We start from the raw sequence: 15,229 nt of genomic DNA on the forward strand, positions 1-15,229 counted from the left end.
AAGACCGAAATCTATCAAAATCACTTGAAAATATGGCTAAAATGTGGTAGAATGAAACTTGTCGTGTAAACGATAATACTCATTCTTGATGAATTGTGAAACTGTTGCCCTCGGGTCGTTTTGCAAGTTGAAATTGAGAAGAGGAAAAAAACAAAAAGGAGAAATACTCATGGCAGTAATTTCAATGAAACAACTTCTTGAGGCTGGTGTACACTTTGGTCACCAAACTCGTCGCTGGAATCCTAAGATGGCTAAGTACATCTTCACTGAGCGTAACGGAATCCACGTTATCGACTTGCAACAAACTGTAAAATACGCTGACCAAGCATACGACTTCATGCGTGATGCGGCAGCTAATGATGCAGTTGTATTGTTCGTTGGTACTAAAAAACAAGCGGCTGATGCTGTTAAAGAAGAAGCAGAACGTTCAGGTCAATACTACATCAACCACCGTTGGTTGGGTGGAACTCTTACTAACTGGGGAACTATCCAAAAACGTATCGCTCGTTTGAAAGAAATCAAACGTATGGAAGAAGAAGGAATCTTTGATGTTCTTCCTAAGAAAGAAGTTGCACTTCTTAACAAACAACGTGCACGTCTTGAAAAATTCTTGGGTGGTATCGAAGACATGCCTCGTATCCCAGATGTAATGTACGTAGTTGACCCACATAAAGAACAAATCGCTGTTAAAGAAGCTAAAAAATTGGGAATCCCAGTTGTAGCGATGGTTGACACAAACACTGATCCAGACGATATCGATGTAATCATCCCAGCTAACGATGACGCTATCCGCGCGGTTAAATTGATTACAGCTAAATTGGCTGACGCTATCATCGAAGGACGTCAAGGCGAAGACGCAACAGCAGTTGAAGCTGAATTTGCAGCTTCAGAAGCTCAAGCAGACTCAATCGAAGAAATCGTTGAAGTTGTAGAAGGCGACAACGCTTAATTCAAATAAGTAATCATTACCTAGGAGGGCGGGGCTTAGCCCGGCTCTCCTATTTTTAAAAAATATAGGAGAATCAAAATGGCAGAAATTACAGCTAAACTTGTTAAAGAGTTGCGTGAAAAATCTGGTGCTGGTGTTATGGACGCTAAGAAAGCATTGGTTGAAGTTGAAGGTGATATCGAAAAAGCAATCGAATTGCTTCGCGAAAAAGGTATGGCTAAGGCAGCTAAGAAAGCTGACCGTGTTGCAGCTGAAGGTTTGACTGGTGTATTTGTTAACGGTAACGTTGCAGCAGTAGTTGAAGTAAATGCTGAAACTGACTTCGTTGCAAAAAATGCTCAATTCGTTGAGTTGGTAAATGCAACAGCTAAAGTAATTGCTGAAGGTAAACCAGCTAATAACGAAGAAGCACTTGCTTTGACAATGCCTTCAGGTGAAACTCTTGAAGCAGCCTATGTATCTGCAACAGCTACAATCGGTGAAAAAATCTCATTCCGTCGTTTTGCTTTGCTTGAAAAAACAGATGCGCAACACTTTGGAGCATACCAACACAATGGTGGTCGAATTGGTGTTATCTCTGTTATTGAAGGTGGAGACGAAGCGCTTGCTAAACAAATCTCAATGCACATTGCTGCGATGAAACCAACAGTTCTTTCTTACAAAGAATTGGATGAGCAGTTCGTTAAAGATGAGTTGGCACAATTGAACCACGTGATTGACCAAGATAATGATAGCCGTGCAATGGTTGGTAAACCAGCTCTTCCACACTTGAAATATGGATCAAAAGCTCAATTGACTGATGAAGTGATTGCTCAAGCTGAAGAAGATATCAAAGCTGAATTGGTTGCAGAAGGCAAACCGGAAAAAATCTGGGACAAAATCATCCCAGGTAAAATGGATCGCTTCATGCTTGACAACACTAAAGTTGACCAAGCATACACACTTCTTGCACAAGTATACATCATGGATGACAGCAAGACGGTTGAAGCCTACCTTGATTCAGTTAACGCTTCAGTAGTTGAGTTCGCTCGCTTTGAAGTTGGTGAAGGTATCGAAAAAGCTGCAAATGATTTTGAAGCTGAAGTTGCAGCTACAATGGCAGCAGCATTGAATAACTAATAGAAAAGGAAGCAACTTGCTTCCTTTTTCTTTTGGTCTAGAGAGTAGATTCTGTATGTGTAAACAAAAAGCCCTTTAATAAGGGCTTTTTGTTTACACTTCAAATTCATAGAGTGCTGTAGACAAATAACGTTCGCCGTTATCTGGTGCTAAAGCAAGGACTTTCTTCCCTGTACCTAATTTTTTGGCAACTTCAATTGCCCCGTAAATTGCTGCAGCTGAAGAAATCCCAACAAGGAAGCCTTCTTTTCCACCAATTTCACGTCCGAGTGCTAGAGCATCATCTGATGTTACGCGGACGATACCATCATAGGCCTTTGTATCAAGTGTTTCAGGAATAAATCCAGCTGAGATACCTTGAATTTTGTGAGGTCCTGGTTTTTCACCAGACAAGATAGCCGACTCGTCTGCCTCAACTGCATAAACTTGAATGTTTGAATTTGCTGCTTTAAGAGCGTGAGAAACACCTGAGATCGTTCCACCGGTGCCAACACCACCTACAAAAGCATCTAGTCCATCAGAACCGAAAGCAGCTAGTATTTCAGCTCCTGTTGTTCTTTCGTGTACTTCAGGATTAGCTGGATTGTTAAATTGTAGAGGAAGGAAACCACCGCGTTCAGCTGCGATTTCTTGGGCTTTGGCAATAGCCCCTTTCATTCCTTCGCTACCAGGAGTGAGGACGAGTTCAGCACCATAGGCTTGGATAATCTTACGTCGTTCCACGCTCATCGTTTCAGGCATGACGATAACAACTTTATATCCTTTAGCAGCACCTACCCATGAAAGACCGATACCAGTGTTTCCACTCGTTGCTTCAACAATAGTAGCACCCGGTTTTAGAATACCATCTTGTTCCGCTTTTTCAATCATGCTAAGGGCAATACGGTCTTTGACTGAAGATCCTGGGTTAAAGGCTTCTAGTTTAACATAGACGTCTGCAGCATCCTCTGGAACAATGTTGTTGAGTTTAACAATCGGTGTTTGTCCAATAAGTTCAGTGATATTATTATAAATAGTCATAGATATACCTCTTTGTATAAGATGATACTAGTATAACGCGCTCAAGGCTATTTGTAAAATATAGAAATCCTATCAAAGTGATAGGATTTTTTTATATCAAAGGTCTAAACTATTAATTTTTAATCGATTGTGATAAGCCAATTCTAATAAATAGGTGTAAAGAGGGAGGATGTCTGTTTTTTTAGGGAATTCAAATTTATGGAAACTCAGATGCTCATTATGTGCTTTTAGAAAGACATTTTCTAAATAAGTGATCGTAATCTCACTATCATCTATACCTGTTCCAGCAGTTTCCATTTCAACGTTTACAATGTTCATCAAAAAGAGTGACTTAACAGATACCTTGCGACCAGTGGCACCTTGCTTATCTGTAAAGATGATACGAATATTTGTAAAGATGATTGCGTCACGAATGAGCTTATACCCACTTTGGATTTCTTCATTCTCTAGTAGGTATTGACCATATTCTTTGATAAGAGCTTCTTTGTTTTGCTCGCTGAAGTTACCAGCAAGTCCTTGAATAAATTTTCCAAACGCCATGTATTTCTCCTTTGTTTACACTAAGTTTACAGGAACTTCAACTTCTCGTAAACCTTGATCTGTTAAAGTAACCTTTCCATTAAAAAACTCTACAAGATCAGACTTGATCTTTTCTTTCTCTTCCTTATCAACATAGATCATTGTAGCAATTTGATCTGTAAAGTTTGTATCTAGCTCCATGAGATGATGCTCTCTAAGGAAATTGCCATATTCTTGATACTGAGCGTAAGACATCTGAATGGCTATACCAGCCTGTTCTTTGATTTCAATAATGCCAATTTCTTTGACAGCCAAGGCCACACTACCTGCATAAGCACGAATCAAACCACCAGCACCTAGTTTGATGCCACCAAAGTAGCGTGTCACTACCACACAGACATTGGTAAGATTATGATTTTCTAAGACACCCAGCATAGGGACTCCGGCAGTACCACTAGGCTCCCCATCATCACTCGTACGCTTGATTTCACTGCGTTCCCCTATAATAAAAGCAGAGCAGTTATGGGTGGCTTTATAGTGTTCTTTTTTGATGGTAGTGATGAAGTCACGAGCCTCTTCTTCGCTATAAACACGCTTGACATGACAGATAAAGCGCGATTTTTTGATTTCTTCTTGGACCTGTCCATCCTCTTTAATAGTTCTAAATTCCATGATTTAATTGTACTAAAAAATTACCTAAAGCGCTATATTTTTACGAATAAAGAAGTATGAAAGTAAATCCAAATTACCTCGGTCGCTTGTTTACTGAGAAAGAATTAACTGAAGAAGAACGACAGGTTGCAGTGAAACTGCCAGCAATGAGAAAAGAGAAGGGGAAACTGTTTTGTCAACGTTGTAATAGTTCGATTCTAGAAGAATGGTATTTGCCTATTGGTGCCTACTATTGTAGGGAGTGTTTGCTGATGAAGCGAGTCAGGAGTGATCAAGCTTTGTACTATTTTCCGCAGGAAGATTTTCCTAAGCAAGATGTTCTCAAATGGTGTGGTCAGTTAACCCCTTTTCAGGAGAAGGTATCAGAGGGGTTGATTCGAGCAGTCGAAAAGAAAGAACCGACTTTAGTTCATGCTGTGACAGGAGCTGGAAAGACAGAGATGATCTATCAAGTTGTAGCTAAAGTGATTGATGATGGAGGTGCAGTTTGTTTGGCCAGTCCTAGAATTGATGTGTGTTTAGAACTGTATAAGCGACTGCAGAATGACTTTGCTTGCGATATAGCACTACTCCATGGCGAATCAGAGCCCTATTTTCGAACTCCCCTAGTAGTTGCAACGACTCATCAGTTATTAAAATTTTATCATGCTTTTGATTTGCTGATAGTGGATGAGGTAGATGCCTTTCCTTATGTTGACAACTCTATGCTTTACTATGCTGTAAAGAATAGTGTAAAGGAGGATGGAGTGAGGATATTCCTTACAGCAACTTCTACAGATGAGTTAGATAGGAATGTTCGCACAGGAGAATTAAAACGATTAAGCTTGCCGAGACGGTTTCATGGAAATCCTTTGATTATTCCTAAGCCAGTCTGGCTATCAGATTTTAATCGCTGTTTAGAGAAAAATCAATTGTCAACCAAGTTAAAGACTTATATTGAGAGGCAGAGAAGAACAGGTTATCCCTTACTGATTTTTGCATCAGAGATTAAGAAAGGAGAAAAACTAAAAGAAATACTACAGGTGTATTTCCCAGATGAGAATATCGGTTTTGTATCTTCTGTCACAGAAAATCGATTAGAGCAAGTGCAAGCTTTTCGAGATGGAGAACTGACAATACTGATCAGTACAACAATATTGGAACGCGGGGTTACCTTCCCTTGTGTGGATGTTTTCGTAGTAGAGGCCAATCATCGCCTTTTTACCAAGTCTAGCTTGATTCAGATTGGTGGGCGAGTTGGGCGTAGTATGGACAGACCAACTGGTGAGTTGCTCTTCTTTCATGATGGATTAAATACTTCCATCAAAAAGGCAATCAAGGAAATCAAGCAGATGAACATGGAGGCAGGTTTATGAACTGTTTATTATGTGGACAGACTACCAAGTGTGAGCTGACTTTTAGTAGTCTCTTCCTTTTGAAGGACGACTGCAGTTATCTTTGCTTAGCTTGTGCTTCTAGTTTTGAGAAGATTGGTGAGAAATATTGTCCAAACTGTATGAAAACAGGGGTGTCAACTCAGTGTCAAGATTGTAAACTTTGGTGTAAAGAAGGAGTGCAGGTTAATCATAAGGCAATCTTTACCTATAATCAAGCTATGAAAGACTTTTTCAGTCAATATAAGTTTGATGGCGATTTTTTGCTTAGAAAAGTTTTTGCTTCCGTTCTTGCTGAGGAGCTGAAACAGTATAGAGGTTATCAATTTGTTGTAATTCCCCTAAGTCCTAAAAGATTACTTGAGAGGGGTTTTAACCAGGTTGAAGGTTTGGTCGAAGCGGCAGGCTTTTCTTTTAAAGATATATTAGGAAAAAGAGAAGAGAGGGCTAGTTCTTCTAAAAGCCGTTTGGAAAGGTTAGCTACTGAAATTCCATTTTTTATTAAAGATGGAATTGCACTTCCTAAGAAGATTTTGCTGATTGATGACATCTATACAACAGGGGCAACTGTGAATCGTGTGAAACGACTTTTGGAAGAAGCAGGTGCTCTGGATGTTAAAACTTTTTCCCTTGTAAGATGAGGAAAAAAGTTGCAAAATGAAAATGAAAGCGCTATAATATGGTTAGAAAAACAAAAATGTTTAGAAAGAAGGTACTTATATGATTAAATATAGTATCCGTGGTGAAAACCTAGAAGTAACAGAAGCGATTCGTGATTATGTAGTTTCTAAACTCGAAAAGATCGAAAAGTATTTTCAACCTGAGCAAGAGTTGGATGCACGTGTGAATTTGAAAGTTTACCGTGAAAAAACAGCAAAAGTTGAAGTAACGATTCCACTTGGATCTATTACTCTTCGTGCAGAAGATGTTTCTCAAGATATGTATGGTTCTATCGATCTTGTAACAGATAAAATTGAACGTCAGATTCGTAAAAATAAAACTAAAATCGAACGTAAGAATAAAAATAAAGTTGCGACAAGTCAACTCTTTACAGATGCCCTAGTTGAAGATGCAGATGTTGTGCAACCCAAAGTCGTTCGTTCAAAACAAATTGATTTGAAGCCAATGGATTTAGAAGAAGCGCTTCTTCAAATGGATTTATTGGGACATGATTTCTTTATCTATGTAGATGTAGAAGATCAAACAACAAATGTTTTGTATCGCCGTGAAGATGGTGAAGTTGGTTTGCTCGAAGTAAAAGAATCATAAAATTGAAATAACTAATAAGAGTGGTTTACTGATTTGTAAACCACTTTTTCTTGTGCCTATAAGTAAGTAGAAAAACGAGGAAATCCTTGATAAAATAGTCAGAATCGGCCCCTATAATCTGAACTTATAGGGGTGTTTATATTTATTAAGTAGACAAAATAATACCCTAAGGGATAGAATGGGGTTGTCAACAAATAGCGAATACAAAAATGTAAGCGCTCTTATAACAATTAAAGGAGTCATGACTATGGCAACAAAAGAAGAAATTTTACGCGAACTATATCCTGAAGACCTTTTTCACTATGCGGATGGTCTAACTTTGGGAGAAGCAGAGGTTTTACAAGAAACTCGCCGTTTGATTGAGAAACATCTCCGTCCGGTTATTAATGAATACTGGGAAAAACCTGATTTTCCTTTTGAAGAATTCTATGCTGTGGCTAAGGGCGCTCAAATTATGAACAATCCAAAATTGTTTGAAGGACGTGAAGGTAGCTGGAAACCATCTGAACTTTATATTGCTTTCTTGTATCTTGAACTTGCTCGCTTCGATGCTTCTATGGCAACATTCTATACAGTTCATGGCGGACTTTGCTACAACACAATTCTCTTGGGTGGTGATGAGCGTCAACAAAAAGAATTTCTTCCGAAACTAGCTGCATTTGATTGGCAAGGTTGCTTCGCTTTAACTGAACCTCTTTCAGGTTCTGATATTGCTGGAGGACTTGCAACGACTGCAGAACGTGTTGGAGACAAGTGGATTCTAAATGGTGAAAAACGCTGGATTGGTGGTTCAGATACTGCGGATGTTGTTCCTGTATTTGCTCGTGATGTTGCGGATGGCAAGGTAAAATGCTTTATCGTTCGTAAGGGGGCTCCTGGATATCATGCAGAACCAATCCCACACAAAATTGCTCTTCGTTGTGTCCGCAATGGCCATATTACCATGAAGAATGTAGAGGTTCCAGATTCAGACCGTTTGGTAAATATCAATGGTTTTGGTGATGTAGCCCGTATCTTGACCTTCACTCGTGCGGACGTTGCTCACATTGCTATGGGAGTGACTTGTGGATCATATGTTGCAGCTCTTAAATATGCTAAAGATCGTGAACAGTTCAAACGTCCAATTGCCAAATTCCAAATCGTTCAAGAAAAATTGGCTCGTATGCAAGCAAATGCTGTAGCAGTTATTGCTTATTCAACTCGTATTGCTGAGATGCAAGAGAAAGGGAATGAATTGATGCTTAACTCTGCTCTTGCTAAGATGCACAATTCCTTGGTGATGCGCGAAACAGTTGCCCTTGCTCGTGAAACTTGCGGAGGTAATGGTATTACACTTGAGACAGACGTTGCTCGTTTCTTTGCAGATGCTGAATCAATCTATACCTATGAAGGTTCACACGAAGTGAATGCCTTGATTGTTGGTCGTGAGATTACTGGACTAGGTGCCTTTGTTTAATGTCAGAAGGGCGATTGAAGGATTTCTGTTCAATCGTCCTTGCTTCATGCAATGGATTTTTGTAAAATAAGAAGGAGAAAATAATGATATCTAAGGTGATGATTATTGGTTCTGGTCAAATGGGAAGCGGAATTGCTCAAGTATTTGCTCAGGCTGGTTTTACAGTTTACTTAAATGATATTAAAGAAGAATTTGTTCAAAGAGGCTTAAATAATATCACAAAACAATTGGAACGTTCAGTTGAAAAAGGACGGATGTCTGCGGATGAGAAGGATCAGGTATTGGCCAATTTGCTTCCATCTATTTCATATGAAGATGCGAAACAAGTCCAATTGGTGATTGAAGCTGCAACTGAGAACCGTGAGATTAAGTTGAATATTTTCAAACAATTGGATGAATTGACAGATCCTAAAACTATCTTAGCATCAAACACATCCTCTTTGTCAATCACGGATATAGCTGCTGCTACTAAACATCAGGAGCGCGTGATTGGAATGCACTTCTTTAATCCTGCCCCAATCATGAAACTTGTAGAGGTTATTAAGGCCTTGCAGACTTCAGAAGAAGTGGTTCAGGCGGTTCGTGAATTGACAGTGAAAATTGGTAAAACACCAGTTGATGTTAAAGATTCTTATGGTTTTGTTGTGAACAGAATTTTGATTCCTATGATCAATGAAGCCATTTACATTCTAGGTGAAGGAGTGGCTAGTGCCGAGGAAATCGATGAAGCGATGAAACTTGGTGCAAATCATCCTATTGGACCTTTGGCTCTTGCTGACTTGATTGGATTGGATGTTTGTTTGGCTATTATGGGCGTCCTAAACCAAGGGTTTGGTGATCAAAAATACCGTCCTGCCCCTCTTCTTAAGAAAATGGTCGAAGCAGGAAAATTGGGACGGAAGACAAAAGAAGGCTTCTTTACTTACTAGACACTGATGGAGGTAGTCATGAAAGACGTAGTTATTGTTTCGGCAGTGCGAACACCTTTAGGTTCCTTTGGCGGGAGCTTGAAGAATGTTTCTGCTGTTGATTTGGGATCTTTGGTAATTAAGAGTGCTTTGGAAAAAGCGAATATTAAACCAGAGCAGGTAGATGAAGTGATTATGGGGAATGTCCTAGGCGCAGGTTTAGGCCAAAACGTGGCTCGCCAAATGAGTATTCATGCTGGGCTTCCTGAATTTACACCAGCCTTTACCATTAATAAGGTTTGTGGTTCCGGTTTGAAGGCAGTGCAGTTAGCTGCTCAAGCGATTCAGTGCGGAGATGCAGATATTATCGTGGCTGGTGGTGCAGAAAACATGAGCCAAGCTCCATATGTTTTGCCAAGCTTCCGTTGGGGTGGCCGTATGGGAGATTCGAAAGTGGTAGATACCATGATTAAGGACGGTTTGTCTGATGCCTTTAACGAATACCATATGGGGATTACAGCTGAGAATGTGGCAGAAGAATATGGTATTAGCCGGGATGATCAAGATGCGCTTGCTTTGGAATCACAAAAACGAGCAGTGGCGGCTATAGAATCTGGACGCTTTAAGGAAGAGATTGTTCCGGTGGTCATTCCTCAACGTAAAGGCGATCCTATCGTCTTTGATACAGATGAATTTCCTAGAAAAGATGCTAGCTTGGAGAGTCTGTCTAAGCTGCGTCCTGTTTTCAAAAAAGACGGTTCTGTTACAGCGGGAAATGCCTCAGGTATCAATGACGGGGCGGCGGCTGTCTTGGTCATGAGTGCTGAAAAAGCTGAAGAATTAGGACTTCCAGTCATTGCGCGCATTCGTTCGTATGCAAGTGCAGGTTTGGATCCTAAGATTATGGGATGTGGACCGATTTATGCGACCCGTAAAGCTCTTGAAAAAGGTAATTTGACAGTTGATGATCTTGACTTGATCGAGTCAAATGAAGCCTTTGCTGCTCAGGCTTGTGCGGTTGGGAAAACACTTGGCTTTAACACAGATATTGTAAATGTCAATGGTGGCGCGATTGCTCTTGGTCACCCAATTGGGGCTTCAGGTTGCCGTATCCTAGTGACTCTGGTACATGAGATGATGAAACGTGATGCTAAAACTGGTTTAGCTACTCTCTGTATCGGAGGAGGGATGGGAACAGCCCTCATCGTTGAACGTTAGTTATTAGAAAACTGAACGTCATTTCCTCTTTTTCAATATTACGATTACAAAATGAGATTTTGATCCGATCTCATAGTTACATACCTTATCAAGTGTCTTTCTCTAAAAGGGCTTGATAAGGTATTTTTATTTTTCCTAAGACTTTAAGGATGGATTGGACGACAACATCCTATAAGTTGAACTTATAGGTCTATAAATAAAGATTAAGTAGACGGATGGAAAAAAAAGTTTATGATGAAAATGTAAGCTCTTACATTTTGTGTTGGTATTTGTTGACGCTGTACTCTGTACTCAAAATAAATCAAGTAGGAGCAGAACAATGAGTAAAACTGTTTTATTAGAGGTTAAGAATGGTCTTGGCTATCTAACAATTAACCGTCCATCGGCTTTGAACGCTTTAAGTTCAGAAGTCTTAAAGGATTTGAATCTCGCTTTAGACCAAATTGAAGCAAGCGAGGATATTCGTGTTGTCATTGTGACTGGTCAAGGAGAGAAAGCATTTGTCGCGGGAGCAGACATTAAAGAGATGGACCAAATGTCTCCAATTCAGGCTCATGAATACATGACCTATGCGAACGACACCTTTACCCGCTTATCTGAATTGACTCAGCCAACTATTTCAGTATTGAATGGTTATGCTTTGGGAGGCGGTTTAGAATTAGCTCTTTCAACTGATATCCGAATCGGCTATGACAAGACAATGGTTGGCTTCCCTGAAGTCGGCTTGGGAATCATTCCTGGTTTTGCAGGTACCCAAAGAATGTCTCGTTTGATTGGTACTAGTAAAACAAAGGAATTAATTTTCACTGCTAGAATGGTTAAAGGACAAGAAGCATATGATCTTGGAATTCTTAACAAGTTGGTAGCAGCAGAAGAACTATTACCTGCGGCAGAAGAGCTAGCAGCAACGATTATGAAAAATGCACCGCTAGCAGTTGAAAAAGCTAAACATATTATCCAAGTTGGCTCAGAACTCCCTCTGAAAAATGCTATTCGTTTGGAAACAGAAGCGGAAGCTCTACTCTTCTCAACAGAAGATAAGGTAGAAGGAATGCGCGCTTTTGTTGAAAAACGAAAAGCTGTCTTTCAACGTAAATAAGAGAGGAGATAGGTTATGAAAGTTGTAACATTGTCTGAAGCTATTTCCTTGATTCATTCAGGAGATAAAGTTGGTATTTCTGGATTTCTTGGAGTGGGAGAACCATTTGAGTTAATTGAGGAACTAGTTCGTCAAAACCAGCAAGATTTGACCTTGGTGTCTGTTGTAACCTCTCAACCAGGTAAGGAAGTTGGAGTTGGTCGTCTTTGTGAAAATCATCAGGTCACAAAGTATATTGCGGCCCATGTAGGAACATCTGCTGCTGCTCAGCATGATTATTTCTCAGGAACCATGAAAGTGGAGTTCACTCCGATGGGAACTGTCGTAGAACGCTTACATGCTGCAGGTGCAGGTCTTGGAGCAGTTTTAACGCCAACAGGTGTAGGAACAATTCTTGAAGATGAGCACGAAAAAGTAACTCGAAATGGAAAAGAATATTTGATTTATGATCCATTGAAGATTGATATTGCCTTGATTAAAGCTACTAAGGCTGATAAATATGGTAATCTTTATCTAGATGGGACTACTAAAAACATCTCTCTTCAACTCGCTCTAGCGGCTGATACAGTCATTGTTGAGATAAACGAGTTGGTTGAAGTCGGGGAAATTGATCCAAATGATATTTACATCCCTGGTATCCTAGTTGACTATGTCGTTCAAGGATTGACACCACAAGAGCATCATCAGATGATGGGAGACTTGTGGACAGAGACAAAAAAACTGGCGGGGGTGAAGTAAAATGAAAGCAAAAGAAATTATCGCAAGACGTGTAGCGCTTGAATTTAAAGATGGAGATGTGGTCAATCTTGGATTTGGGATTCCAAACGCCTCTGCTGATTACATTCCGGAAGGAGTAAATGTTATTTTGCAGGCAGAAAATGGCGCCCTTCGATTTGGAGAAACACCAACCAAGGACACCTATAATGCCAATTTAGCGAACTCTGGTGGGGCTCCTATCACATTATTACCAGGAGCAGCCTTGTTTGATCTACAAACTTCCTTTGCCATTATTCGTGGTGGACACGTGGATGCAACTGTTCTGGGAGCGCTAGAAGTCAGCCAAGATGGTAGCATTGCGAACTGGATTATCCCAGGGAAATTTGCTCCTGGTATGGGTGGCGCAATGGACTTATTGGTAGGTGCTAAGCGTGTAATCGGGGCTATTCAACACACAACTGCTGATGGGGAATCCAAGTTGTTGAAAGAATGTACCTTGCCACTTTCAGCTAAGGGAGTATTGGATCTTGTCATCACAGAATTAGCTGTTTTTGGATTCAAAGATGGTAAGTTCTTATTGAAAGAGTTGGCTCCTGGTGTGACATTAGAAGAAGTTCTTGAAAAAACAGCTGGGGAAGTCATTGTCTCAGAAGACCTAAAAACAATGCCGATTTAAGCAAAAAAAGAGCTATTTTCTACTTAGTGTGTTATGATATAAACTAGATAGTATTGTAAGCGCTTTATATACAACGTTAAAATGAAGTATTCGAAATGTTATTTCGATAAAAAGTCAGTAGACAACTATCAAACACTAGAATAGTTGTCTAATTGACTTACTAAAATAGTGAAGGAAAGCTAGGTGATGGGTAAGTGGATATTATCCAAATGAACTATTTCATCAATATCATAGAATGCGGATGCAACCTTTCCATTGCTGCAAAGAAGATTCACATTAGTCAATCAGCCTTGAGTCAATTCGTGACAAATTTTGAAGCAGCTGAAGGGGTTCAATTATTCAATCGCAAGAATGGAAGATTAGAAAGTTTAACAGAGGCGGGACGCAAAATTTATCGTTATGCGACCGAGATTGTGAATCGACATGAAGAAATGCTTTCCATGATCCATATAGAAGCTCAAAAGCAAAAAGGTACCATTAATTTTGGTATTCCGTCCTTGATTTTACGAGTTTATTTTGCTAGTGCCTTGCCTCATTTTCTGAAAAATAATCCTCATATCTATATCCAGGTTACGGAAGGTGGAGGGAAGGAAATTCGTCAAAAAATGGTTGATGGAGATTTGAATCTCTCTATTCTGATAGAGCCTACGAGCCTGGATGCTAAAAAATATGAACAACATATCATTCAATTGGATGAATACGTTGCTTATATGGATAAGGATCATCCGCTGGCTCAGAAAAGCTTGTTGGAATGGTCTGATATTGTTGGTTATGAATTGGCAACCTTCAACAAAATATTTACGACTTATGATTTAGTGACAGAAAAACTTCGTTCACAACGAATTGAGGCTAAATTTGCTTATCTTTCCTCTACTTGGGACTTCCTAGTTGAATCAACTCATCAGACAGATTTGATTGCCCTTTTGCCAAGGCCGGTTGAATATTTTGTGGATAAGAGTCGTTTTAAGGCGGTTAGATTCAAGGATCCGATTCCATTTAATATTTGGTTTTGTAGACCCTATAAAAACTCCTACAATGAAGTAGAGTCTTATGTGTATGAAGAATTGTTGAAAGATTATTACCAACCGTTTTCTGACAACTAAGATGAGGTGAATGCGATGACCTATAATGACGTGCTGGCGCGAGAATTAAAGGCAGATGTGAAAGTGTTGATTCGGGACTATTTCAAGTCTCATGAGGATGAACAACAGTTCCCTAGAGAATTGCTTTATCAGTTTATTGAGCAATTTGATATCTTTTCCTTGCTTTTAGATAGTCAAGATTCTGTTTTGAGAACCGAGTTTTTAACCTTTATTCGCTTGATTTCAAAAGATTTTCCTGCTTTTTCTGCTGTTCTACTAACTCAGGCATGTTATGGTATCTATCCTATTTTACGATATGGGAGTCAGGAACAAAAATCGCGTTATGTAGAACCATTAGTAAGGGGAGAAATCTTAGCTGGCTTGGGATTTTCTGAAGGAAAATTGATGGACAGCTTGGAGGTTATTGCAACAACTGCAAGGAAAACAGAAACAGGTTGGTCTTTAACTGGGAAGAAGTCAATTGTATCAAATTGCCGCTATACAGATATTTTGTTAATCTTAGCCAAGGTTCAGGAAGCTAACGGAGAAGATGGATACGGATTTTTCATTGTTGATACGACTCGACCGGGAGTTGCTTTTGGAGATGATATTGCAAAACCTGGTTTACAGGGTTTGCCTGTGAATTCGGTAACTTTTGATCAGGTCATATTGCCAGAAGATAGTCTGCTAGGATTGACGCTAAATGGGGAAACTCAGTTAAATGATATTATCAAAAAATTACAGCTAGGATTAAGCGCAATCTCTATTGGTATCTCTGAGGGAGCTTTTGAAACAGGTCTGGCTTTTGTAAAGGTCAAAAGAAGATTTGGGAAACCATTAATCGATGCGACAGTCTATCAACATCAATTCGCAGACTTGTATACTAAGCTGTGTGCGGCTGAATCTTACTTTGCTTCCTACAAGGACAGGATGAAGGCGGATTCTCTCTTTGTATCTCAGATAAAACTTTATACGACAAAAGTAGCAATTGAGATTTCTGAGGAAATTATTAGATTAATTGGACCTCTTCAAACCTTGGATGACATCCCCATAGACCGTTATCTAAAGGATGCCAAAACGATTGAAATCTATGGAAAATCTGGGGATTCGATTCGCAAAAGAATAGCAGCCCAATGGATAAAGGAGTAAAGC

Annotated in this window: 16 protein-coding genes; 13 read left to right on the forward strand and 3 right to left on the reverse strand. The window is 39.7% G+C overall.

Features of this window, described 5'->3' with window-relative positions:
• Window positions 1-169: 169 nt before the first annotated feature.
• Both rpsB and tsf read left to right on the forward strand, forming a co-directional pair.
• Entirely contained in the window at window positions 170-949 is a 780-nt protein-coding gene (gene rpsB / locus D8847_RS02890) for a 30S ribosomal protein S2 (RefSeq protein ID WP_000268477.1), read from the forward strand.
• A gap of 78 nt (window positions 950-1,027) precedes the next feature.
• Window positions 1,028-2,068 (forward strand): translation elongation factor Ts, encoded by a 1,041-nt coding sequence (gene tsf, locus D8847_RS02895; RefSeq protein ID WP_000808088.1) that lies wholly within the window; start codon window positions 1,028-1,030, stop codon window positions 2,066-2,068.
• A 93-nt stretch (window positions 2,069-2,161) separates the two neighbouring features.
• Here the strand turns inward: tsf and cysK are convergent, their stop codons facing one another.
• From cysK to D8847_RS02910, 3 genes are all read right to left on the reverse strand, one after another.
• A complete protein-coding gene (cysK, locus tag D8847_RS02900; protein ID WP_125840542.1) occupies window positions 2,162-3,088 on the reverse strand; it encodes a cysteine synthase A in 927 nt (308 codons plus the stop codon).
• Window positions 3,089-3,184: 96 nt separating this feature from the next.
• Window positions 3,185-3,628 carry a PH domain-containing protein gene (locus tag D8847_RS02905; RefSeq protein WP_125840543.1) on the reverse strand — a complete coding sequence of 148 codons (444 nt, stop codon included), beginning with the start codon at window positions 3,626-3,628 and terminating at the stop codon, window positions 3,185-3,187.
• 15 nt (window positions 3,629-3,643) lie between these two features.
• A complete protein-coding gene (locus tag D8847_RS02910; protein ID WP_125840544.1) occupies window positions 3,644-4,279 on the reverse strand; it encodes a YigZ family protein in 636 nt (211 codons plus the stop codon).
• A gap of 56 nt (window positions 4,280-4,335) precedes the next feature.
• Here D8847_RS02910 and D8847_RS02915 point away from each other — a divergent pair, with 56 nt between their 5' ends.
• The 11 genes from D8847_RS02915 to D8847_RS02965 all read left to right on the forward strand — a co-directional run bounded on the left by D8847_RS02915 (window position 4,336) and on the right by D8847_RS02965 (window position 15,226).
• Complete coding sequence (locus tag D8847_RS02915) at window positions 4,336-5,634, forward strand: DEAD/DEAH box helicase (protein ID WP_125840545.1); 1,299 nt, start codon at window positions 4,336-4,338, stop codon at window positions 5,632-5,634.
• Window positions 5,631-6,293 carry a ComF family protein gene (locus tag D8847_RS02920; protein ID WP_125840546.1) on the forward strand — a complete coding sequence of 221 codons (663 nt, stop codon included), beginning with the start codon at window positions 5,631-5,633 and terminating at the stop codon, window positions 6,291-6,293. The genes D8847_RS02915 and D8847_RS02920 overlap by 4 nt, the downstream gene beginning before the upstream one ends.
• A 79-nt stretch (window positions 6,294-6,372) precedes the next feature.
• Window positions 6,373-6,921 carry a ribosome hibernation-promoting factor, HPF/YfiA family gene (hpf, locus tag D8847_RS02925; protein WP_000599116.1) on the forward strand — a complete coding sequence of 183 codons (549 nt, stop codon included), beginning with the start codon at window positions 6,373-6,375 and terminating at the stop codon, window positions 6,919-6,921.
• A 247-nt stretch (window positions 6,922-7,168) separates the two neighbouring features.
• Entirely contained in the window at window positions 7,169-8,377 is a 1,209-nt protein-coding gene (locus tag D8847_RS02930) for an acyl-CoA dehydrogenase family protein (protein ID WP_000201480.1), read from the forward strand.
• Between the two features lie 80 nt (window positions 8,378-8,457).
• A complete protein-coding gene (locus D8847_RS02935) occupies window positions 8,458-9,306 on the forward strand; it encodes a 3-hydroxybutyryl-CoA dehydrogenase (protein ID WP_125840547.1) in 849 nt (282 codons plus the stop codon).
• Window positions 9,307-9,324: 18 nt separating this feature from the next.
• Window positions 9,325-10,503, forward strand: a complete 1,179-nt coding sequence (locus D8847_RS02940; protein ID WP_045592633.1) for an acetyl-CoA C-acetyltransferase — start codon at window positions 9,325-9,327, stop codon at window positions 10,501-10,503.
• 319 nt (window positions 10,504-10,822) lie between these two features.
• Window positions 10,823-11,602 (forward strand): enoyl-CoA hydratase/isomerase family protein, encoded by a 780-nt coding sequence (locus tag D8847_RS02945; protein ID WP_125840548.1) that lies wholly within the window; start codon window positions 10,823-10,825, stop codon window positions 11,600-11,602.
• 15 nt (window positions 11,603-11,617) lie between these two features.
• The gene (locus D8847_RS02950) at window positions 11,618-12,340 is read left to right on the forward strand and encodes a CoA transferase subunit A (protein WP_125840549.1); all 723 of its coding nucleotides are present in this window, start codon (window positions 11,618-11,620) and stop codon (window positions 12,338-12,340) included.
• Between the two features lies 1 nt (window position 12,341).
• Window positions 12,342-12,995: a 3-oxoacid CoA-transferase subunit B gene (locus D8847_RS02955; protein WP_000644735.1), complete on the forward strand. Its 654-nt coding sequence runs from the start codon at window positions 12,342-12,344 to the stop codon at window positions 12,993-12,995.
• Window positions 12,996-13,189: 194 nt separating this feature from the next.
• Window positions 13,190-14,098, forward strand: coding sequence for a LysR family transcriptional regulator (locus tag D8847_RS02960; RefSeq protein WP_185757908.1), 909 nt, complete (start codon window positions 13,190-13,192; stop codon window positions 14,096-14,098).
• Window positions 14,099-14,113: 15 nt separating this feature from the next.
• Entirely contained in the window at window positions 14,114-15,226 is a 1,113-nt protein-coding gene (locus tag D8847_RS02965) for an acyl-CoA dehydrogenase family protein (RefSeq protein WP_084868856.1), read from the forward strand.
• The last annotated feature ends 3 nt before the right edge of the window (window positions 15,227-15,229 follow it).

It is taken from the genome of Streptococcus mitis (assembly GCF_003942795.1).
GTDB classification, from domain to species: Bacteria; Bacillota; Bacilli; order Lactobacillales; family Streptococcaceae; genus Streptococcus; species Streptococcus mitis_BJ.

Excerpts from the sequence above, each read along its gene's own strand:
- hpf (WP_000599116.1), top strand. The coding sequence starts at position 6,373 with ATGATTAAATATAGTATCCGTGGTGAAAACCTAGAAGTAACAGAAGCG.
- D8847_RS02950 (WP_125840549.1), top strand. The coding sequence starts at position 11,618 with ATGAAAGTTGTAACATTGTCTGAAGCTATTTCCTTGATTCATTCAGGA.
- D8847_RS02915 (WP_125840545.1), top strand. The coding sequence starts at position 4,336 with ATGAAAGTAAATCCAAATTACCTCGGTCGCTTGTTTACTGAGAAAGAA.
- D8847_RS02940 (WP_045592633.1), top strand. The coding sequence starts at position 9,325 with ATGAAAGACGTAGTTATTGTTTCGGCAGTGCGAACACCTTTAGGTTCC.
- tsf (WP_000808088.1), top strand. The coding sequence starts at position 1,028 with ATGGCAGAAATTACAGCTAAACTTGTTAAAGAGTTGCGTGAAAAATCT.
- D8847_RS02955 (WP_000644735.1), top strand. The coding sequence starts at position 12,342 with ATGAAAGCAAAAGAAATTATCGCAAGACGTGTAGCGCTTGAATTTAAA.
- D8847_RS02920 (WP_125840546.1), top strand. The coding sequence starts at position 5,631 with ATGAACTGTTTATTATGTGGACAGACTACCAAGTGTGAGCTGACTTTT.
- D8847_RS02930 (WP_000201480.1), top strand. The coding sequence starts at position 7,169 with ATGGCAACAAAAGAAGAAATTTTACGCGAACTATATCCTGAAGACCTT.
- D8847_RS02945 (WP_125840548.1), top strand. The coding sequence starts at position 10,823 with ATGAGTAAAACTGTTTTATTAGAGGTTAAGAATGGTCTTGGCTATCTA.
- rpsB (WP_000268477.1), top strand. The coding sequence starts at position 170 with ATGGCAGTAATTTCAATGAAACAACTTCTTGAGGCTGGTGTACACTTT.
- D8847_RS02910 (WP_125840544.1), bottom strand. The coding sequence starts at position 4,279 with ATGGAATTTAGAACTATTAAAGAGGATGGACAGGTCCAAGAAGAAATC.
- D8847_RS02905 (WP_125840543.1), bottom strand. The coding sequence starts at position 3,628 with ATGGCGTTTGGAAAATTTATTCAAGGACTTGCTGGTAACTTCAGCGAG.
- cysK (WP_125840542.1), bottom strand. The coding sequence starts at position 3,088 with ATGACTATTTATAATAATATCACTGAACTTATTGGACAAACACCGATT.
- D8847_RS02965 (WP_084868856.1), top strand. The coding sequence starts at position 14,114 with ATGACCTATAATGACGTGCTGGCGCGAGAATTAAAGGCAGATGTGAAA.